Source organism: Bradyrhizobium septentrionale, assembly GCF_011516645.4.
GTDB lineage: Bacteria > Pseudomonadota > Alphaproteobacteria > Rhizobiales > Xanthobacteraceae > Bradyrhizobium > Bradyrhizobium septentrionale.
The window spans coordinates 7,035,945-7,052,179 of sequence record NZ_CP088285.1; the positions used below are offsets into that span (position 1 = coordinate 7,035,945).

Below are 16,235 nucleotides of genomic sequence, written 5' to 3' on the forward strand. Positions count from 1 at the left end.
AAATGATCTTCGAAACCAGCAAAGAACCTGTCTCCGTTGCCGGCAAGAACGGCGACGCCCTGGTCCCAGGCACGCAAGCACGCGATGCCGCAGAGAAGGAAGCGAAGTCGACCGGCAAGCCGGTGACCATTCGACACGCCGTCACCGACAAGGTGCTCGCGACCGTGAAGCCGCCGAAGCCCACGGTTACGAAGAAGGCGGTGGCGAAGAAGAAAACGAAGCCAGCGAAGAAGAAGGCCACGGCAGCGCCCGTTAAGAAGGCCGCCGCGACCAAGCGCGACAGCGACAAGCCAAGCGGCATGACCGCTGAGCTTGTGAAGCTAGCACTGCGCGCGAGTGGCGTCACGCCTGCGCATCTCAACGAGCGCTCCAAGTGGAAGGGCGCACCGTGGAAATGGTTCTTCTCCAATCCGAAGAAGACCGGCGTCGCCGACCGCTTTGGCTACAAGCTGAAGGTCGAGCGGGATGGTCGCGCGGTCACCTACTTCCTGATCGCAAAGTAACAGAAGCGGCCCGGCTGTGATCGCCGGGCCGCTTTGCATTTTGAAACCAGAGGACGAAATCGAAGATGACGAGGAAAACGTATTTCAGCCTGATCGCCCGCGAGCCGGATGGGGAGTGGTCGCCGCAGTTCGGCGACTACGATCGCGAGACGGTCGATGCCGAGAAGCGGGACTACATCGACCACATCGGCACCACGTGGCCGAAGGGGACCGAGTTCAAGATCATCACCAGCAACGACACGCAGGCATCGATCGATGCCGCGATCGTCGCGCTGAGCACCTGAGAGGACGAAATGAGATTTCAATTGGAGTTCGATACCGACAATGCGGCTTTCGATGAGCTGCCCGCGACCGAGATTGCGCGCATCCTGCGCAAGGTCGCCGACGTGGTCGTGCATAACGGAGATTTCGACGGCCTCGTCGTGGACATGAACGGCAACGTGGTCGGCAGGTACTCGCTGACGAAGGCTCGTCGGTAATGGTGATCATCTGCTGGCTTTGGGCGCTTCGCGAACACTACAGCGCCAAGCGGGACCGCCGACCGCGCATCTTCACTCTGCTTTGACGTTTCGACCCTGCGTGGCTTCTAACTTTCAAATTTTTGGAGAATTTAAAATGAGACTTCCGATCATCCATCGCCTACGATGCGACCCAGTGCGACGACGACATCAAGAACGGCGACGTTCTGGTGATCGTGCCGTGGGCGTCGTCGGCATCGCCGACACGTGGCCGTTCGCGGTGACCGAAAAATTCGGGAAGCTGCATCGGCTGCAAGCACATGACACGCTCGATACCTATCAGGACGGCCGGTTCGCCGGATCGAAGGCGCTGGCCGAGCAGGCGATCGCAGATATGGCCAAGGTGCGGCGATGAAGATGCATGCTCCACTCGATCCAGAGTGCCCAGCCGTGGTCGCGTTCATGACCGCGCTGTTCGATGACCCCATGACGGAAGCGGCGGGGGCGCCGACCGACGACATCTGCGAAGCCTTCGAGCGTGTGCATCGCTCCAAATGCACGCGCTGTCAGGAGTTCGGCGCGGCAAACATAAGAGGTGCGGTCATGACCCGAACGACCAGAGCGCAGCGATGGGCGCTGGCGAACGTGTACCAGCGCAAGCATCCCCAGCCGTCGCATCCGCTGAACCTGCGGGCATGGTGGCAGGGCTACCGGGCATTCCGAACGACCGTGCTGCCCGGTCCCGACTGCATCTTGGTGCAATGGTGCGGCATGTGGCTCGGCATCGAGCACGACGGCTACACCCATTCCTGACGGGTCCGCAGCGTCGATGGCCGGGAGCGATCCCGACCATCCGCGATGCGATCCCGCATCAGCGAAGGGCAAAAGCCCGGAAAAAGGAAAATCGAAAGTGGCCACACTCACTCACGCCGATCTCAAGCAATTCACCGGCGCCGGACAATGGTTTCGGCACAGCCTTATGCGCAGCATGGTCTACACCGAGGGCGTGCAATATCTCGCCGAGACCGGCGGCGCGTATTGGCTGGTCGATAAGGTCGCCACGTTGCAGCTCGAACCGAAGGTGAAAGCCGAGGACTTCCAATCGTGGACGCTGAAGGTCGCCCAGGATCGGACTGCCGTGCTGACCTGCGACGATGGCAACGGCAACGTTGTCCATTCGGAGACGATCGACTGGACCGACTTCCCGCTCGATGAAGTCGAGCTATGGGTTGAGGGCAACGTCATCCTCCTGCCGAGCGAGCACTGAGCAAGCACATGAAAAAGCTACTACTCGGGCTCCTAGGTGCCGTCGCGCTTACGCAAGGCGCGGAAGCCGCGACGGCCGACATCTATGGGGTCGCCGCCTGTTACACCTACAAAGACCCTGCCTACGAAAACGGCTGTTCGCTTGATGCAGTGCGGAAAAACCCAACGTTTGCCAGCGAGGAGGATTGCAAGGGGTATGTGGCCGGGGCCAATCAACAGCCCCGCAACCAAGGGGGTGCCATGACCGTCACCTTCATATGCGTCAAGAGGACCATTTCAGCTTGGGAGCAAGTGCGTTGATCGGTGCTGCCGTGATCGCTGCGTTGACGATCGCCGGCTTGTGCTTGCTGGCGAGGTCAGCCCTCCGTCTCGCCATCCTCCTGTTGAAGCTCTGCTTCGTGCTCTATCGCATGTTCGTCATCGTGATCCAGGGGAACGACTATGTCGGCGGGATCGCGGGCGCGAGCGCGCTACTGATCTGCGCTTACGTAGTGACGAGGTAAAAATCGACGTTGACGTGAAACTTAAAGGCCCCGCTTCGGCGGTTTTTTTTATGGCGTGACCGCGACCATGGCGCCGCATTCGTTGTCTTCCGACACGATGACGACGACGTTGCGCTGATAGCTCTTGGCAAGCCGGTCGCCCAGCTCGCGACCTATCATCTCGCAGGAGTGCGCGCCGAAATTTCCGTCAACGCCAAGGTCATCGACGACGATGGCGCGAGCGTGATCCATCAGATCGTGGAATTCGACCTCGCGATCATCGTGCGCGACCATCATGCGGACCTCGACGTGGAATAGGTGCCGATGCCGGTCGGCGAGATACGATCGGCGGGCAGGAGCGCCAGCCCAGCGATGGAAGCCGGGCACGGTGAAGCGGACGAAGATGGTTGCGTCGGTCATGGCAATGCTCCCGCCGGGTCGGCGCCGACCGCCTGTCGGCTTTCCTCAACGATCTGCTGCATGGTGCGGGTGACGAAGTGAGCCTCATAGCCGCACATGGTGCGCGACTTCTGGTGGCCCATGGGTGCCCCACGGTCCTCGGTGGGCAGATAGTTGAAGCCGCTGCCGATATGCCAGCAGCGCTTGTTGGCGACCGTGGCGAAGTGCCGTCCCCATCGAACGGCGGCAAGCCACGTCGAGCTGTCGCACGAGTTCAATGGCCATGCCGTGGTGAGTTCGGATGCGGTGAGGCCGAGTGCGTGTATCCAGAGCTTGGGATATTTGCGGCGCCGCTCCCAGGCGGTGGCGATCAAGCGCTTGCGGGTTTCCATATCTGCTTGCACGACGTTGCCGAAGCAGATGCGATCGTAGCGCTCGGCGAGATAATCGAAATAATCCCAGCCGTCGTTGAACGGATGATAGACCGGGACCGGGCGAAGGCCCATGTCTTCGAGCTTGGTGCGGGTGCGGATTTTGTTGTCCCGGCCGCCCTGGTCGATCTCGATATAGCCCCAGACCTGATCGCCCATGCGCCGGACTATCGCGACGTACTTGTCGAACAGCTCGGTAAAGTCATCGATGTCGTCGGGCGCCAGCGACAACGCGCGGTCCATCGACATGCGGTGCGCGTGCGCGTGTTCGGTGGCGAGGTTATAGACGCCGCTGTCGATGAACACGTCACACCCGTTTGCGATGAACATATCGAGCATGCCGAAATGCTCGTCGGTGTGGATTTCGTTGACGGCGACCAGCAGGTGCTTATTGACGGTGTTCGCATGCGCGAGCGTTTTGGGCTCGCTGGCGATGAAGTAGATCGGCCACGCCTCGGGGTTCCAGTTGCCGCCGGTCCTAATCATTGGTGACCCTGACGACGCTGCCCTGTCCGTGAATGTCCTCGTACCTATCGAGGATGTGGCCTGCGGTGTACTGGTCGGGCTGCACCATCAGCAGGTCGTACTTCTCGGCCTTCTCACCGAACGCAACGAACGGGCCGGGATACGGACAGAAGATCGTGGTGCCGGTCAGCAATGGCTTCCAGCGCTCCCATTCGACCATGACGCCGCAGCAGAGCAGGTGATGCCGCCGGCCGAGACGATAGTGATCGCCGTGCTCGATGGCGTGGCGCGGATCGGCGATGGTGATTTCGAGCCGGGCGAGAAGATCGCCACGATTATCGAGCGGACCCTTCTCGGGATCGACCAGCCCCTCATCGAGAAACTGGCGGGCGGCGAGCATGCTGCCCAGGTCCTTGTCGGAAAAGCCAAGGGCATTGATCGGCATGTCGGTCAGGCGCAGTGCCTCGACCTCCAGCTTCACCAATTCGAGGTCCCAGGTCGCAAGCTCCGGCAGGCGATTATCGACCAGGGCATAGGCGCGGATCATAGCCTCGGTCCAGCCGCGTGCGACGATGACCGGCACCTCCAGATAGCCCGCGAGCTTTGCCGCATCGAGGCGGCCATGCCCCGCGATGATGATGTCGTCCTCGGTGATCAGCAGCGGGACCGTGAAGCCGAACTGCGCGATCGATGTCGCGATCTGCTCAATCTGCTCCTGCGAATGCTGCCGCGCATTGCGAGGGGACGGGACCAGCTCGTTGACCCGCCGCGTCTCGATCTTCCAGGCGGGCCCGGATGCAGTCGTCATATGCTCGTTCACCAGCGCGCCCCTTACCAAAGGAAAGTCCAAAATCGAAAATCCGAAATATGCGGAAGGCGGGCGGTCGCGCGTACCCCGCGCTTTCGGTGGGCCCCAAAGGACCCGTGGAGGGCCAAGGGGCCCTGGGGGCGCGTGTGGCGCGGGGCATGTGTGGTGCACCCCGCTTGCACTGGATGCACCCTGGCTTGATCTGGGGCCCGGCCGCCTGCCTTGACGGGCCATCCTGCGGTCCTTACTCGACTGCTTCTTCGCTGATCTCGAAGGTGCTGTTGGCTGGGTGCGGAAGATGGAAGCGCGCTTCGCCGCTTGGGTTTGGTGAGCCGTCGTAATTGCCCTCGACGATGACAGGCTCCCCGTCGTCCTGCTTGACGCTGGCGCGGTAGCGCCCATTGACGTGAACCGTGACGGTTGTGGTCATGCTGCTTCTCCTTTCTCTTTCGGTGGGTGCGTCTCAGCGCCGCGCCCTGGTCCGTCCGCTTGCTGCTGTGAACGTGAAGTCGAGCGGGTCGGAATTGGCGGTGCCATTGTGCACCATGACCGGCACCGTCGCGGGAGCGAACAGCGACGGCTTGACGATGGTCGTGACCTCGGTCTCGCTGACGAGCGTGGTCGGCTCGTCGTAGTCGCCGAACCTGATGGTGGTCTCGGCCGTGAAGCCACTGCCGAGACAGGACAGCGGGAAGTCCGGATCGCCGCTGACCACCGTGTTCGGGGAGAGCGAGGTCAGCACGGGTGGTGCCTGGGGCTCTGACGGGGTGCTGGACGCCAGCGCATGGGCGGTGTCGTAAGCGACGCCGGCCAGCATGGCTTTGCGCATGTTGTCGGTGTCCATGGGTCAGTGCTCCTTCTCGGCCTCGACCGGCTTGCCAGCCTGCGCTGCTGCGATTGCCCGCTGCTCCTTGGTCGGCGGCTCGCCGGGCGGTGCGTTGGGGGAATACCTGGTGCCGGAATAGTCGCTGGGCCCAAGCTTGTCGGGCATGGCAGCGATTGCCGCTTCCTTCTCGGCGCGGACCTGCTCGGGCGTCTTGGCCGGCTGCTGCTCTGCGCCGGACTTCGTCTCGCGCTTGGTCTCGTGCTTTGCGTCGTGCCGGTCAGTCATTTCACTTCTCCTCCTTGTAGAGCGTGGCGCGCACCGCGCAGTCCTTGGCTTCGAGCAGTTTGCGCAGGCTTGCCGAACGCTCGGGATTGCGCGGCAGCAGGTTAGCGATGTAGTCGGCGATCTCGGCAAACTTGGCGCTGATCGGCTGAAGCTCTGGTTTCAGATGGGCGTAGGTGAAGAACTGCAGCATCGGCTCTTGGCTCATGTCGGGCTTTCCTCCATCACCGCACCCGCCGGGTTCGCATTGCGATCCCTATGTTGCGGGTGAGGTTTCGCTCCATTTCCTGCAGCATGATCTTGGCAAAGTCGGAATAGAACGCCACGTCGCGCTTGATCTGGGCCTGCGGCTTGAGAACGTACATCAGGCGCAGCCGGTTCTTGCCGATGCGCTGATAGATCACATCGCCCTTGCGGAAGGCGTTCTTCAGGTTGCGCGGCCTTTGCCCCTGCGGCACGCCGCGCGCGGACCTGTTCACCGCGCCGGTCGGCGGGATGGCCAGGGCGCTCTTGGCGGCCATGCGCGTGCCGCTCTTCGCGTGCAGGCCGAGGTTGGCGCGGCCAAGCTTGTCGTAAATCGTGACCTCAAGATTGTCCTTTGCAGCGCGCGCGCCCCTGGTGGTGAGCGCGGCCCGCATGAAGCTCTGGTTTCGTACCTGCACCGACGACGGCCATGTCTGGTTGATCAGGTAGGTTCGCGTGGCGTCGGCTGCGTCATTGAGCGTGCGCGCCATGATGTAGGGGAGTTGATCGACGGCAGCGCCGAGTTCGATCGCAGCCTGCGTAAAGCCTGAGCTGTCGATGTTGATCTCGATCATGCGAGCACACTCGATGCAAGGTGCGGCAAGCTTATTCCGGTTAGCTGTCGCGCGCCAGCCGTCCATCGATTTGGCGCACGTATTGAAGCGCCAGACATCGATCGCGATAGACGCGGAGGATTGCGCAGCGGCCCAAGGAAAGTTCGTCTGCGTAATCGGCCACCTCTTGTGCGTCAAACTCCACGTCGGGCGGGAAGCGGATGGTGACGGTCGCGCTGGTGAGGTTGAACTCGATCATGAGCGCGGCTTCTTCGATGTCTACGGGCACGCGCGCTCCTCACTGCAGCGTCTGTCGCGCGACCAAATCGAAGCCGTCGTCGTTGCGCCGATACTCGGCGGCAAGGCGCTGACGCGCGAAAATGCGGATGATCTCGACCCGCCCGCCGCTGCCATGGACGCAGCAGGCGATGACGTTGATCATATCCACGTCGTCCTCGGCGAAGGTCACGATCGCCGTGCGCGTCTCGGCATCGTACTCGACCTGGGTGGCGTCGTTCATGCTCTGCATGGCCAATCCCCCTCCCAATGACAAAGGGGCGGCAGGCTTTCGCCGCCACCCCTCCGATCAGCGCCGCAAAGCATGGAGCAAGCACACATGGCAGCGCTGGATGGCAGCATCATAGCGCATCATTCCATGCCTCACCACCATTTGGCGCCCGCATCGTCACTTCAACACCTTTTCCAGCTCGAGGAGTTGCCGCTCGATCTTGTCGGCAATGCCGATCAGCCGGCGAAGCTCGGGCGCGAACTCACGGACCTGCGCCAGGACGTTGTTGCCCTCCTTGATCAGTGCGCGAATGTCCTCGTTGCTCTTTTCGTCGCCGAAGAATTTCTCGCGCACCTGCCGCACCCATGCGCGCGGCACGCCGAGATCGATGGAAACTCTTTCGTCGGTCCAGCCCTGGCCATAGCCGACCTTGTCGCTGAGATAGACATCGTTCAGCTTGCCGTAGATCAGGCGCATGTCATCGCGATCCATCTCGCGCGTGTTGTCAACGACCTGCACCGGTGTCGGCTCTTGCTTGCTCACCATCTCGCTTCCCTCCCTGGCCTTTTGAATTGCCGCGAACTTCGCTTTCCTGAAGCAGTCGGGACAACGGTGTGCCGTCGCGCTCTTGCCGACGTGCCAGCCCTTCGCCTGCAGCTTGCGAGCGATGAATTGCCACTCCACCACGTTGTCCATCCCCTTTGCGCCTGCCATCTGGTTGTTCACCGGCAGGCTGATCTCGGTCAGGCATCGTGGGGCGCCGCACTTCGCGACCACGCCACGAACCTTCTTTCCATCATCACCGTATGGCACCGGCCCATGCTCGAACGCCGCCAAAAGGTCTCTCATCGTCTGCTGATCTCCGTCATCTTGCCGCAGTTGAAGCACTTGGTCCGGCTTCTTTCCCGGAGCCGTCGCATCTCATCGATGTAGCGCTGCCGCGCACGGAGCCATTGCGTCTCTTCGCTTGCCAGGGCGCGCAGCACGAACATCGGATCGAGGCGGGTCTTGCAGAGCGAACACTCCACCTCGGTCTCGCCTTCGCGGATTTGATAGCTCGCGTGAACGGTGCGGCCGTCGCGAACGTCGTAGCGGTGATTACAGCCGGCGCCCCAGCTCACGACCTTGAGCATCGGCTCGTCGTCGGATGGCGGCTGCTTGAACCTGACCGGCAGGGGCGTGATGTTGTCGTCGGTCATGGCTTGCTGATCCGGATGCGAACCACGTCACCGGTCTCGATCGCAGGCTTGTCGGTACCGATCCAGAGCGCGAGCCCAAGGTGCTGGATGACCAGCCACCAGCCGGTCGAGACCCGCTCGTGCTCCATCTGGCTCTCGACCTTGGCGTTGCCGACCTTGGCCGCGTTGTAGACCCGCATGAAGCGCTCCTCGACCGAAGTGACCACCTCCTCGAATTCGAACGTGCTCAGATCAGTGCCGCGAACAGGCACCGCATTCCCAGCTTGAACATCTCCCATCGCGTCATGCTCCATTGCGTCGTCAGTTCGGGGGGCAGGTCGGCGATATGCCGGACGCCGTGCTTGTAGGAAAGCAGTGGTCCGGCGTGATCGAAGAACTGTCTCATGATTGCCTCATTCCGTTAGGCGGGGCGTTACATCCCGTTACGCGCGGCCGTAAGTCATTGCCCGTTTGGCTTTTTCTCTGCGTTCGCTTTGTTACGCGCCTTGCGCATCCGCGCTGCTTTGCGTGCGACGATGCGATGCAGGTCTCGATGTCGTCTTGCATGCGCAGGGCCACGTAGCGCTTCATGGCCAGCCGCTGGCGCTTCTGTTCTTTCCGCTCCCTGCGAAGCATCACCAGTCCTGATCCTCCACGCGCTTGCCGATTTCCCAGCGTCCTGCACGGTAGTTGCCTTCGAAGAACGCGTTCACGTCGGAGCCCATCATGGCTCTGGTGGCCTGACCGAGCGTTTGCTGCGTCATGCGCTTGCGGCCCTCGCCGTAGATCAGGGCCACTTCGCTCATCGACGGAATTGTGGTCGAGAGCGGCACCTGGACCTTGACGATCGTCATCGGTCATCCTCCCATTGCAGCGACCGGCTTGCCTGTCCACCACCAGTACGGTTTCTGAATTCCGATGATCTTGGCGTCGCGCAGCTTGTCCCCGGCGCGCTTGAAGGCGCCACGGAAGCGGTTGTCGGCGGCTTCGGTGTCGGTGTCGTCGTCCACGAACTTGGCCCGCATGGCCGCGCGCACATAGCCGACGTCGACCACTTTGCTGACGCTGGCCGGGAGCGGGAAAGGTGGCGGCACGCCGTAGTCGTTGATCGCGTCGAACAGCGCGTGCATGAGCAGGCGCTCGTTGCTGGTGGCCTGATAGCCGGTGCGCTCGGCGCTCTCGGTCGCATCGTAGGCGACTGCCGCGCATGAGGTTTCCTCGTTGCCCCACTTGTTCCGGCCGACGCTGATCACGGGCAGCGTGAACTCCCAGCGAATGCCGGACTTGCCTTCGCGCTGCTTGCGCACCGTGGCCCGGTGGATGCTGCCCCCCTTCGAGGTACGCCTATCGGCCACGATCTCAAATTCGATCGTGGTCTCGAAGTCGGCGGTCAGCGAGGAATGCCCGCGCGGAGAGCCGCCGCCCTTCGGCTTGTGGTGGACGAGGATCACGGCGGCGCCGAACCGCTGCTGCAGGGCGACCAGCCGCTTGCGCACGATCGACACGTCCTGGCTGGCGTTCTCGTTCATGCCGGGCGCGAGCGCCGACAGGGTGTCCAGGATGATCAGGACAAGCGGCACGTTGTAGGTCTTGGCGACCGCCTCGATCTCGGCGATGAGCGCCACCAGATCGTCGTCGCTGCCGAAGAAGTCCGGCCGCTTGGTGCAGAGATAGAACGGCAGCGTGGCCTTGTGCGGCAGCTCGTGCTGGATGACGTAGGCCAGCTTCCGCTTGCTGAAGCCTTTGCCGGCCTCTGCGGCCACGTAGACGACCAGTCCGGGCTCGGTGTTCCGGCCGATGAAGGTCTGCCCGCGCGCGACCGCCATGCCCAAGTCGAACGTCCCGAACGACTTCCCGCTGCCGCTGTCGCCGTAGATGAGGATGATCTCGTCCATGGGGATGATGTCCTCGACCACCCACGTGTAGCCCGATGCATGGCCCGAGATCGCGATCTCTTCCCAGCGCAGGCCGCCGAACCGCGAGCGGAACGGGACAGCCGACCAGTCCGGCGTCGCGTCGGCGAGCGCATGCAGCGCGTCGGGCGTACCACCGGCCTTGAGCCAGTCGGACACGTCGCCCTTGGGCGGCATGTCGGGCCAATGCCGGGCAAGATCGAGCACACGCACCCTTTGGGCGGTGCCGGAAAGCGACTTGGCGACATCCTGCGCGTGATCCTGGCCCGGCAGTACCGGCCTGCCATCCGGGTGGAAGCGCAGCGCGCCGTCGCCATTCGGCGGATCGGGATTGCGTGCCTGGGGGTCGTTGTGCGGAATTATCACCACGTCGGCGTCGCGGAAGAATGCGGTGTGGCTCTCGCTCCACTTGCCAACGCCGCCGGGGTTCGTCGTAGCAACGAAGCCGATCTTCGAAAGATTGTCGGCATCCTTCTCGCCCTCGACCACATAGACAACCTGCCCGTTGGCGATGGCCTCCATCAGCTCTGGCAGGCGATAGGGCACATATCTGATGCCGCGCACGGCATAGACCCAGCCGTGCTTGATCTTGTCCGGTGGATCGCCGGGGTGCGGACGGCGCCGCTGCCTGAACGTCTTCGGCTCGAAGCGCACCACCTGGAATAAAAGCTCATCGTTCTCGTCGGTGTAGCTGTAGTGCGCGACCTCTTTGCCGAGCTGCTGCGGCGGTCGCTCGCGTTGCTCCAGATAGCCGTGCTCGCGCATCCACTGCATCGCGGCTTTATGGTCGCGTCCCGTTTCACGTGAAATCAGATCGAGCACGCCGCCGCCGGTCTTGCTCTCGTGGTCGTAGTATCGCCCGGTCGCCACATCGATCGAGAGAGAACCATGCTTGCCGTAGCGTCGCTCGCCATCAGATGAGAGCCGCGCATTCGGAGAACCGAGCAGCTCTTCCGCGATGGCCTCCATGTGCACGGCGAGCGAATGGATTGGCTCGTGCATGTTCATCGGCGCCCCTGCTGAAAGAGTGGCGTGGTGACAAGCGCGAGCTGCGGCCGGATGAGCGAGCACATGTAGTGCCAAGTTGCGAGCGCGTCGGCCTCGTTGTCGTCCTCGACCTCCCAGCCCATCGACCGGCACTGCCGTATGACGAGTGTCTTGGCGCGGTCGCGCTTGGGGTTCTGGCCGATGAAGTGGAGCCGCACGTCGCGGGTCTCTGCCTTCCTGATGTCGTAGAGGCCGCATCGATAGGCGCAGGCGCCGATGATTGCCGGCAGGCCGTAGAGCAGCGTGGTCGTGTTGACGTTGCTTTTTCCACGGTTGAACGATGTCGGCATCGGCGCTTCCCAAACCACGGTGCTCGGGCCGAAGTCAGCGAGCATGCTGTACATCCAGCCCCATGCATTGGAGAAGCTTGCTTCGTGAGAGGCGCCCGGCTTGGCGAATTGGATCGAGCCGTGCGCCGGTTCCTGGCCCGGCTCGCCCACGGCCCAGCCGGTTCTTGATGCTAGGTCGAGGGCGAGGATGACGGACATTTCGATCCCCTCAGAGGGACGGCAACCCACCGTGCGTGCTGAGATGGCTCACTGCGTCCCGCCAGACCCAGCCCGGATGGCTTTCGAGGAGCGGCTTGATGTAGCTGGACGCGCGCGCGAACAGATCGCGCTCGGCCTCGGCCGCAGCGATGTTGTCGCCCTTCTGCCGCTCGATCTGAGCGATGTCGGAAAGCCCGCAATCTGCCAGAGCCTTCTGCACCACCGCGTCGTCGTGCCGGATGTCAAAAACGATGTCCTCATGGTCGATGAAGAGACGGAGCTGGTGCGCGTCCTCTGACAGGTGCGGCGGCTTCTTGCGGAACGTCACGAGGCGAAGGATCGACTGCAGTTCCGCCTCATGGGTCCATGCCGCCGTGATGAGGCCGTAGCCCTTCGCCTCGTCAAAGCAGTAGCCGGCGATGGCGTGCGGATCGGTCAGCTTCTTGATGTTGCGGGCGCGTCGTGCGGCATCCCGCACGAACTGCATCAATGAACGGCGCTCGGTCACTTGTCGCCCTCCCATTCCATCGCGATGAACTCGTTGAGCCAGCGGACGACCCTCATCGCCTCGTCCCGTGACTTGCCCAGGCGATCGGCTGGCGTTTGCTGCGTGTGCTTGGCCGAGAGCACCTCGATGTGGACCATCTGCTTGGGCGTGAGGGCATCGAGCTTCTCGACCAGATGGCGGATCGCAAGCATGGCGCTGGTTGACGCCAGCGACATGCCGCTGTCGATCTTCGGCCCTGATGGCGGATCAGCAGTGCGCTTGGCCTGAAGCTGCTCGTTCGCCGTTGCGAGCTTCCGCTGCGCCTTTTCGAGGTCCTTCTCCAGGGGCTTCACGGCCTTGTCGATCGCGGTGGCGATCTCGGCCTGAAGCTTGGCGGGGTCGAGGACGAGCTTGCCCTCGTACTCGGCGCGAACCGCCTGTTCGCGGCGTGCGATCTCGGCCCGCAGGTCGGTTATCGCGCGCTCATGGGTCGCGCCATCCTTCGCGCGGGCCTCCTCGATGATGCAGCGGACATCCTCGACCGAGAGATGCTCGCCTGCCTCGGCGCGGGCGATGATGTCCTGCCGCGCCTCGTCAGGCGTCGATGGTGCGGCGAGCGAGTAGAGACCGGAGACCGGCAGGGTCAAATCCCGAATGTTTCGGGATTTGGCCAGTTCGGCGACGCGCATGAAGTTCAACGCGGTGTCATCCGTCCACCCGAACTCCTGCTTCAGCCACGGCAACCAGTTGCCATGACCGGCGATCTGCTTCGCCTGGGTGAGGCGCCGTCCGATCTCGATGATGTCCGCGACGACGCGCTTGCCGAGCGTGCGGATCACCGCCGCGTGCTCGGCCAAGGCGATTTCGTCCGATGTTGCAACGGGCAGCAGTTCCGCCGTCTGCCCCTGCATCATGCACCTGCCTGCGCGCGCTCAGCGCGCGAGAGTGCCGCCCGGCCCAACGGCAGATCGCCGAAGTCGCCCAGCTTCTCGCTGAGCATCTGGTACTCGTCGAGATCGTCGTCCTCGAAGTCGTCGGCGACGGCGTCGGCCTTCCGCAGGAGCGAGCGCTCCTTGATCTTGGCTTTCAGCAGCTTCTTGCGGATGCCGCGATCGGCGGCGTGATCGAACTGGTCGGCGCGACGGTCGCGGATGACCTTGCAGCGCTTCATGTAGGCCATCTTCTCCTGGAGCAGCTCGCCATCGATCTTCTCGATCGCTGCGACCGCGTCCTTGATGTTCTCGGCTGATGGGGTGTTTTCGGCGGCGCTCTTTGCCATTGCGGCATCTCCCGATGTTGCGCGCGAGCGGCGTCGCGCGCGGCGATGCGCGCGCAAACGTCGTCTCTCGATCAGATTGATAGGTGGACGGGCCGTCGATGATGTTGCGCCACGCGCAAATCGAAAATCAAGCGCGAAAAAAAGTTAGGACGAGTTTGTGCGTCACCTCGGTGACTGTCTCGCGCGATCACGCTGCCATGCCGTCGCCACAAAGCGTTAGGCGATTTCCGTTACACGCCGTTACAGCGACTTTTTTCGCGGCATCATTTCGCTTGCTGGCATGGTTCGTGCTACGTGCGTGCGCAGTAGTTATAATTAAATCTATATTGATTATGCGGAGAGAGGTCGCTTTACGACCTCTCTCTACGCAAAACTACTGCCAGAGAATTACTCTGCGCGCGCGGCGCTGACGTCGCCGCGCTTCCGTTACACGCCGTTACACGAATTTATTTGCGTCGAGAGTAACCTCGGTGACGCGCAAAGTTTTTTGGACGCGCTATCATCCTCGAAATCGAACAGGGGACAGCGCGTCATGTCTGACAAATCCATCGCATCAGTTGGAAGGGCTCTCGCCGCCGCGCTGCTGGTCGAAGCGCGGTCGCTGCCCATGACGGCCGAAGTCGCCAAGCTCTGGAAGCGCAACGAGGGCGAGATCGTCGCGCTCTCCGATGAGCTTGTCGAAGCCTACCGCACCGAAATTCTCGAAGCGCTGAGGGTGTGACGATGAGCAGCCTGGACGAAAGGATCGCCGCGTTCGTCGCCGAGCGCGATGCAGCGGTTATCGCAGGGATCGATGCCCTGATCGCGTTTTCCGCCAAGTACGGGCACCGCCCGTCCAGACCGGGACGTGGCCACGATCATGCTGCACAAGCTGCGCACCGCGATCCCGTCGCTGCCGCTGCCCGTGCGGCTCGCGTCGCACGAATGGCTTTCTCGGCACGGTTTCGAGAGCTTCGGGGATGAGGCATGACCGCGCGCGGCTTCTCGCATCCGAACCTCGGCAAGGCGGTCGAGATCAAGCAGCAGGGCAAGCGCGTCGCGCTGATCTTCGTCTGCACCACCGAAGAGCGCGCCGGCGATCAGGTCGAAGACCTGCTGCAGCAGCTTCAGGACGGCGCTCTGAACCTCACGCTGATGGGCAAGCCGACTGGCATCAAGGAATGGAACGAATGATCCAGAGCATTCGCTGGGATGGAAACACGATCACGCAGCCGGGCCTCTACGCGAAGCTGCCGCTTGCGACCTACCATCGCGGCGACATCTGCGATGGGCCGAGCGTGTCCTCGACCGTGCTGCGGAAGTTGTGGGACGGCTCGCCTGCGCATGCCTGGGCGCATAGCCCACTCAACCCGGCGCGCGTCGAGGAGCCCGACAGCGAGGCATTCGTGCTGGGCCGTGCCGCGCACCACCTGCTGACGGCCGAGATCGGCTTCGCCGACGTGTTCGTGGTGCGGCCCGAGACGCTCGAAGGCGAGAAGTGGAACGGCAATCGCAAGGAGTGCAAGCGCTGGCTGGCCGCGAAGAAGCGCGAGGGCCTGACCGTGGTGACCTCCGCGCAGGTCGAGGTGATCAAGGGCATGGCCATCTCGCTGGGCGCCTTCCCGATGGTCCAGGCGGGCGCGCTCAACGGCCTGATCGAAAGGAGCCTGATCTGGAAGGACAAGGAAACCGGGCTCTGGGTGAAGGCCCGGCCGGACGTGACGCCGAATGATAGCGGCGACTTCACCGACCTGAAGACCACCCCCTCGGTGCTGTACCGCGACCTGCAGTCCTCGATCGCCACGTTCGGCTACCATCAGCAGGCCGCGCTCGTGCTCGAAGGCGCGATGGCGCTGGACCTTGAGGCCAGCTCCTTCACTCTCATCTGGGTTGAGAAGTCGGCGCCGTTCTGCGTGCGCGCGCAGCAGCTCAAGGACGAGGACATCGCGCGCGGCATGAAGCAGAACCGCGCCGCGCTGCGGACGTTCGCCGACTGCCTGTCGTCCGGCGTCTGGCCCGGCCCTGGTGATGATCGCGACGATGCCGAGTACGTCGATCTGCCCGACTGGAAGCGCGCGCAGATCGATGAGCGGCTGAAATTCGAATTGCGTGAGGCGGCGTGATGAAAACCATCCCCGTCATCCGCGCACGGCTGCATGAGCTGCCCACGCAGCTCGCGGAAGCGAGCGAGAGCAGCGTAAGGCCGGAGTTTCTCAGCGCCATTTCGGTCGAGCTGCACACGCTGGCTGAAGAGACCAAGCGCAAGCCATCGGTCCGGCCGCGCGAGAGGGCGCACAAGCAACGGATGAGCCCGGCGGTCAGGGCCAAGATGCGGGCCTTCGCCGCCGATCCTGCCAACCGGCATCTCGGCCTGATGGAGATCGCGGTGATCTTCAACACCGACCACGGGCGCGTGTCTGAGGCGATCAACGTCTACAGGGACAGGTGAGATGCGCAACAGCAGCGTGAGGCCTTGCCCCTGCGGCAGCGGCCTGGAGAGCAAATGGCAGTACGACGCGCGCGGCATCGAATTGTGCCGCACCTGCCGGCGGTGCCATCGCGAGCGGATGGCGGGCTTCCGCCAGGACGTGCTGACCGATCCGGACTACTGGCACGACGAGCCCATCGAGGAGGATTGA

General features: G+C 63.0%; 33 protein-coding genes. 13 read left to right on the forward strand and 20 right to left on the reverse strand.

Annotated elements, in window-relative coordinates:
• The first annotated feature begins 2 nt into the window (after positions 1-2).
• The 8 genes from HAP48_RS35065 to HAP48_RS35100 all read left to right on the forward strand — a co-directional run bounded on the left by HAP48_RS35065 (position 3) and on the right by HAP48_RS35100 (position 2,730).
• On the forward strand, positions 3-503 hold the full coding sequence (locus tag HAP48_RS35065) for a hypothetical protein (protein ID WP_166204370.1): 501 nt from the start codon (positions 3-5) through the stop codon (positions 501-503).
• 65 nt (positions 504-568) lie between these two features.
• Positions 569-787 carry a hypothetical protein gene (locus HAP48_RS35070; protein WP_166204371.1) on the forward strand — a complete coding sequence of 73 codons (219 nt, stop codon included), beginning with the start codon at positions 569-571 and terminating at the stop codon, positions 785-787.
• A 9-nt stretch (positions 788-796) separates the two neighbouring features.
• The gene (locus HAP48_RS35075; protein WP_166204372.1) at positions 797-982 is read left to right on the forward strand and encodes a hypothetical protein; all 186 of its coding nucleotides are present in this window, start codon (positions 797-799) and stop codon (positions 980-982) included.
• A gap of 220 nt (positions 983-1,202) precedes the next feature.
• Complete coding sequence (locus tag HAP48_RS35080) at positions 1,203-1,376, forward strand: hypothetical protein (protein ID WP_175612251.1); 174 nt, start codon at positions 1,203-1,205, stop codon at positions 1,374-1,376.
• A 47-nt stretch (positions 1,377-1,423) separates the two neighbouring features.
• The gene (locus HAP48_RS35085; RefSeq protein ID WP_175612252.1) at positions 1,424-1,774 is read left to right on the forward strand and encodes a hypothetical protein; all 351 of its coding nucleotides are present in this window, start codon (positions 1,424-1,426) and stop codon (positions 1,772-1,774) included.
• A gap of 97 nt (positions 1,775-1,871) precedes the next feature.
• Positions 1,872-2,228 (forward strand): DUF6876 family protein, encoded by a 357-nt coding sequence (locus tag HAP48_RS35090; RefSeq protein WP_166204373.1) that lies wholly within the window; start codon positions 1,872-1,874, stop codon positions 2,226-2,228.
• An 8-nt stretch (positions 2,229-2,236) separates the two neighbouring features.
• Positions 2,237-2,527: a hypothetical protein gene (locus HAP48_RS35095; protein ID WP_166204374.1), complete on the forward strand. Its 291-nt coding sequence runs from the start codon at positions 2,237-2,239 to the stop codon at positions 2,525-2,527.
• Positions 2,524-2,730 (forward strand): hypothetical protein, encoded by a 207-nt coding sequence (locus HAP48_RS35100; protein WP_166204375.1) that lies wholly within the window; start codon positions 2,524-2,526, stop codon positions 2,728-2,730. Before HAP48_RS35095 ends, HAP48_RS35100 begins: the two co-directional genes overlap by 4 nt.
• 48 nt (positions 2,731-2,778) lie before the next feature.
• Here HAP48_RS35100 and HAP48_RS35105 read toward each other — a convergent pair whose 3' ends face one another.
• From HAP48_RS35105 to HAP48_RS35200, 20 genes are all read right to left on the reverse strand, one after another.
• Positions 2,779-3,129: a hypothetical protein gene (locus HAP48_RS35105; protein WP_166204376.1), complete on the reverse strand. Its 351-nt coding sequence runs from the start codon at positions 3,127-3,129 to the stop codon at positions 2,779-2,781.
• On the reverse strand, positions 3,126-4,025 hold the full coding sequence (locus tag HAP48_RS35110) for a hypothetical protein (RefSeq protein ID WP_166204377.1): 900 nt from the start codon (positions 4,023-4,025) through the stop codon (positions 3,126-3,128). The genes HAP48_RS35105 and HAP48_RS35110 overlap by 4 nt, the downstream gene beginning before the upstream one ends.
• Entirely contained in the window at positions 4,018-4,812 is a 795-nt protein-coding gene (locus HAP48_RS35115) for a ParB/Srx family N-terminal domain-containing protein (RefSeq protein WP_166204378.1), read from the reverse strand. Before HAP48_RS35115 ends, HAP48_RS35110 begins: the two co-directional genes overlap by 8 nt.
• Before the next feature lie 244 nt (positions 4,813-5,056).
• A complete protein-coding gene (locus HAP48_RS35120; protein ID WP_166204379.1) occupies positions 5,057-5,242 on the reverse strand; it encodes a hypothetical protein in 186 nt (61 codons plus the stop codon).
• A gap of 33 nt (positions 5,243-5,275) precedes the next feature.
• On the reverse strand, positions 5,276-5,656 hold the full coding sequence (locus HAP48_RS35125; RefSeq protein ID WP_166204380.1) for an IPT/TIG domain-containing protein: 381 nt from the start codon (positions 5,654-5,656) through the stop codon (positions 5,276-5,278).
• A gap of 3 nt (positions 5,657-5,659) precedes the next feature.
• On the reverse strand, positions 5,660-5,923 hold the full coding sequence (locus HAP48_RS35130; RefSeq protein ID WP_166204381.1) for a hypothetical protein: 264 nt from the start codon (positions 5,921-5,923) through the stop codon (positions 5,660-5,662).
• A gap of 1 nt (position 5,924) precedes the next feature.
• Positions 5,925-6,128 carry a hypothetical protein gene (locus HAP48_RS35135; protein WP_166204382.1) on the reverse strand — a complete coding sequence of 68 codons (204 nt, stop codon included), beginning with the start codon at positions 6,126-6,128 and terminating at the stop codon, positions 5,925-5,927.
• A gap of 16 nt (positions 6,129-6,144) precedes the next feature.
• Positions 6,145-6,738 carry a hypothetical protein gene (locus HAP48_RS35140; RefSeq protein WP_166204383.1) on the reverse strand — a complete coding sequence of 198 codons (594 nt, stop codon included), beginning with the start codon at positions 6,736-6,738 and terminating at the stop codon, positions 6,145-6,147.
• A gap of 40 nt (positions 6,739-6,778) precedes the next feature.
• Positions 6,779-6,976: a hypothetical protein gene (locus HAP48_RS35145; RefSeq protein WP_166204384.1), complete on the reverse strand. Its 198-nt coding sequence runs from the start codon at positions 6,974-6,976 to the stop codon at positions 6,779-6,781.
• 39 nt (positions 6,977-7,015) lie between these two features.
• Positions 7,016-7,246 carry a hypothetical protein gene (locus HAP48_RS35150; RefSeq protein ID WP_166204385.1) on the reverse strand — a complete coding sequence of 77 codons (231 nt, stop codon included), beginning with the start codon at positions 7,244-7,246 and terminating at the stop codon, positions 7,016-7,018.
• Between the two features lie 156 nt (positions 7,247-7,402).
• On the reverse strand, positions 7,403-8,062 hold the full coding sequence (locus tag HAP48_RS35155) for a hypothetical protein (RefSeq protein ID WP_166204386.1): 660 nt from the start codon (positions 8,060-8,062) through the stop codon (positions 7,403-7,405).
• An 8-nt stretch (positions 8,063-8,070) separates the two neighbouring features.
• Positions 8,071-8,424: a hypothetical protein gene (locus HAP48_RS35160; protein WP_166204387.1), complete on the reverse strand. Its 354-nt coding sequence runs from the start codon at positions 8,422-8,424 to the stop codon at positions 8,071-8,073.
• Positions 8,421-8,675: a hypothetical protein gene (locus HAP48_RS35165; RefSeq protein ID WP_166204388.1), complete on the reverse strand. Its 255-nt coding sequence runs from the start codon at positions 8,673-8,675 to the stop codon at positions 8,421-8,423. The genes HAP48_RS35160 and HAP48_RS35165 overlap by 4 nt, the downstream gene beginning before the upstream one ends.
• On the reverse strand, positions 8,651-8,809 hold the full coding sequence (locus HAP48_RS35170; RefSeq protein WP_166204389.1) for a hypothetical protein: 159 nt from the start codon (positions 8,807-8,809) through the stop codon (positions 8,651-8,653). The genes HAP48_RS35165 and HAP48_RS35170 overlap by 25 nt, the downstream gene beginning before the upstream one ends.
• A gap of 229 nt (positions 8,810-9,038) precedes the next feature.
• Complete coding sequence (locus HAP48_RS35175) at positions 9,039-9,257, reverse strand: hypothetical protein (protein ID WP_166204390.1); 219 nt, start codon at positions 9,255-9,257, stop codon at positions 9,039-9,041.
• Positions 9,258-9,260: 3 nt separating this feature from the next.
• Entirely contained in the window at positions 9,261-11,324 is a 2,064-nt protein-coding gene (locus HAP48_RS35180) for an AAA family ATPase (protein ID WP_166204391.1), read from the reverse strand.
• Entirely contained in the window at positions 11,321-11,851 is a 531-nt protein-coding gene (locus tag HAP48_RS35185; RefSeq protein ID WP_166204392.1) for a hypothetical protein, read from the reverse strand. The genes HAP48_RS35180 and HAP48_RS35185 overlap by 4 nt, the downstream gene beginning before the upstream one ends.
• A 10-nt stretch (positions 11,852-11,861) precedes the next feature.
• A complete protein-coding gene (locus HAP48_RS35190) occupies positions 11,862-12,359 on the reverse strand; it encodes a hypothetical protein (protein WP_166204393.1) in 498 nt (165 codons plus the stop codon).
• Complete coding sequence (locus HAP48_RS35195) at positions 12,356-13,252, reverse strand: DUF3102 domain-containing protein (RefSeq protein ID WP_234622340.1); 897 nt, start codon at positions 13,250-13,252, stop codon at positions 12,356-12,358. The genes HAP48_RS35190 and HAP48_RS35195 overlap by 4 nt, the downstream gene beginning before the upstream one ends.
• The gene (locus HAP48_RS35200; protein WP_166204395.1) at positions 13,249-13,617 is read right to left on the reverse strand and encodes a hypothetical protein; all 369 of its coding nucleotides are present in this window, start codon (positions 13,615-13,617) and stop codon (positions 13,249-13,251) included. Before HAP48_RS35200 ends, HAP48_RS35195 begins: the two co-directional genes overlap by 4 nt.
• Positions 13,618-14,149: 532 nt before the next feature.
• Between HAP48_RS35200 and HAP48_RS35205 the strand changes: the two genes are divergently transcribed.
• From HAP48_RS35205 to HAP48_RS35225, 5 genes are all read left to right on the forward strand, one after another.
• A complete protein-coding gene (locus tag HAP48_RS35205; protein ID WP_166204396.1) occupies positions 14,150-14,338 on the forward strand; it encodes a hypothetical protein in 189 nt (62 codons plus the stop codon).
• 245 nt (positions 14,339-14,583) lie between these two features.
• Complete coding sequence (locus HAP48_RS35210) at positions 14,584-14,790, forward strand: hypothetical protein (protein WP_166204397.1); 207 nt, start codon at positions 14,584-14,586, stop codon at positions 14,788-14,790.
• Positions 14,787-15,719 carry a PD-(D/E)XK nuclease-like domain-containing protein gene (locus HAP48_RS35215; protein ID WP_166204398.1) on the forward strand — a complete coding sequence of 311 codons (933 nt, stop codon included), beginning with the start codon at positions 14,787-14,789 and terminating at the stop codon, positions 15,717-15,719. Before HAP48_RS35210 ends, HAP48_RS35215 begins: the two co-directional genes overlap by 4 nt.
• Positions 15,719-16,045, forward strand: coding sequence for a hypothetical protein (locus HAP48_RS35220; RefSeq protein WP_166204399.1), 327 nt, complete (start codon positions 15,719-15,721; stop codon positions 16,043-16,045). Before HAP48_RS35215 ends, HAP48_RS35220 begins: the two co-directional genes overlap by 1 nt.
• Before the next feature lies 1 nt (position 16,046).
• The gene (locus HAP48_RS35225) at positions 16,047-16,235 is read left to right on the forward strand and encodes a hypothetical protein (RefSeq protein ID WP_166204400.1); all 189 of its coding nucleotides are present in this window, start codon (positions 16,047-16,049) and stop codon (positions 16,233-16,235) included.

Excerpts from the sequence above, each read along its gene's own strand:
- HAP48_RS35065 (WP_166204370.1), top strand. The coding sequence starts at position 3 with ATGATCTTCGAAACCAGCAAAGAACCTGTCTCCGTTGCCGGCAAGAAC.
- HAP48_RS35070 (WP_166204371.1), top strand. The coding sequence starts at position 569 with ATGACGAGGAAAACGTATTTCAGCCTGATCGCCCGCGAGCCGGATGGG.
- HAP48_RS35075 (WP_166204372.1), top strand. The coding sequence starts at position 797 with ATGAGATTTCAATTGGAGTTCGATACCGACAATGCGGCTTTCGATGAG.
- HAP48_RS35085 (WP_175612252.1), top strand. The coding sequence starts at position 1,424 with ATGACCGCGCTGTTCGATGACCCCATGACGGAAGCGGCGGGGGCGCCG.
- HAP48_RS35095 (WP_166204374.1), top strand. The coding sequence starts at position 2,237 with ATGAAAAAGCTACTACTCGGGCTCCTAGGTGCCGTCGCGCTTACGCAA.
- HAP48_RS35105 (WP_166204376.1), bottom strand. The coding sequence starts at position 3,129 with ATGACCGACGCAACCATCTTCGTCCGCTTCACCGTGCCCGGCTTCCAT.
- HAP48_RS35110 (WP_166204377.1), bottom strand. The coding sequence starts at position 4,025 with ATGATTAGGACCGGCGGCAACTGGAACCCCGAGGCGTGGCCGATCTAC.
- HAP48_RS35115 (WP_166204378.1), bottom strand. The coding sequence starts at position 4,812 with ATGACGACTGCATCCGGGCCCGCCTGGAAGATCGAGACGCGGCGGGTC.
- HAP48_RS35120 (WP_166204379.1), bottom strand. The coding sequence starts at position 5,242 with ATGACCACAACCGTCACGGTTCACGTCAATGGGCGCTACCGCGCCAGC.
- HAP48_RS35125 (WP_166204380.1), bottom strand. The coding sequence starts at position 5,656 with ATGGACACCGACAACATGCGCAAAGCCATGCTGGCCGGCGTCGCTTAC.
- HAP48_RS35130 (WP_166204381.1), bottom strand. The coding sequence starts at position 5,923 with ATGACTGACCGGCACGACGCAAAGCACGAGACCAAGCGCGAGACGAAG.
- HAP48_RS35135 (WP_166204382.1), bottom strand. The coding sequence starts at position 6,128 with ATGAGCCAAGAGCCGATGCTGCAGTTCTTCACCTACGCCCATCTGAAA.
- HAP48_RS35140 (WP_166204383.1), bottom strand. The coding sequence starts at position 6,738 with ATGATCGAGATCAACATCGACAGCTCAGGCTTTACGCAGGCTGCGATC.
- HAP48_RS35145 (WP_166204384.1), bottom strand. The coding sequence starts at position 6,976 with ATGATCGAGTTCAACCTCACCAGCGCGACCGTCACCATCCGCTTCCCG.
- HAP48_RS35150 (WP_166204385.1), bottom strand. The coding sequence starts at position 7,246 with ATGCAGAGCATGAACGACGCCACCCAGGTCGAGTACGATGCCGAGACG.
- HAP48_RS35160 (WP_166204387.1), bottom strand. The coding sequence starts at position 8,424 with ATGACCGACGACAACATCACGCCCCTGCCGGTCAGGTTCAAGCAGCCG.
- HAP48_RS35170 (WP_166204389.1), bottom strand. The coding sequence starts at position 8,809 with ATGAGACAGTTCTTCGATCACGCCGGACCACTGCTTTCCTACAAGCAC.
- HAP48_RS35175 (WP_166204390.1), bottom strand. The coding sequence starts at position 9,257 with ATGACGATCGTCAAGGTCCAGGTGCCGCTCTCGACCACAATTCCGTCG.
- HAP48_RS35180 (WP_166204391.1), bottom strand. The coding sequence starts at position 11,324 with ATGAACATGCACGAGCCAATCCATTCGCTCGCCGTGCACATGGAGGCC.
- HAP48_RS35185 (WP_166204392.1), bottom strand. The coding sequence starts at position 11,851 with ATGTCCGTCATCCTCGCCCTCGACCTAGCATCAAGAACCGGCTGGGCC.
- HAP48_RS35195 (WP_234622340.1), bottom strand. The coding sequence starts at position 13,252 with ATGATGCAGGGGCAGACGGCGGAACTGCTGCCCGTTGCAACATCGGAC.
- HAP48_RS35200 (WP_166204395.1), bottom strand. The coding sequence starts at position 13,617 with ATGGCAAAGAGCGCCGCCGAAAACACCCCATCAGCCGAGAACATCAAG.
- HAP48_RS35205 (WP_166204396.1), top strand. The coding sequence starts at position 14,150 with ATGTCTGACAAATCCATCGCATCAGTTGGAAGGGCTCTCGCCGCCGCG.
- HAP48_RS35210 (WP_166204397.1), top strand. The coding sequence starts at position 14,584 with ATGACCGCGCGCGGCTTCTCGCATCCGAACCTCGGCAAGGCGGTCGAG.
- HAP48_RS35215 (WP_166204398.1), top strand. The coding sequence starts at position 14,787 with ATGATCCAGAGCATTCGCTGGGATGGAAACACGATCACGCAGCCGGGC.
- HAP48_RS35220 (WP_166204399.1), top strand. The coding sequence starts at position 15,719 with ATGAAAACCATCCCCGTCATCCGCGCACGGCTGCATGAGCTGCCCACG.
- HAP48_RS35225 (WP_166204400.1), top strand. The coding sequence starts at position 16,047 with ATGCGCAACAGCAGCGTGAGGCCTTGCCCCTGCGGCAGCGGCCTGGAG.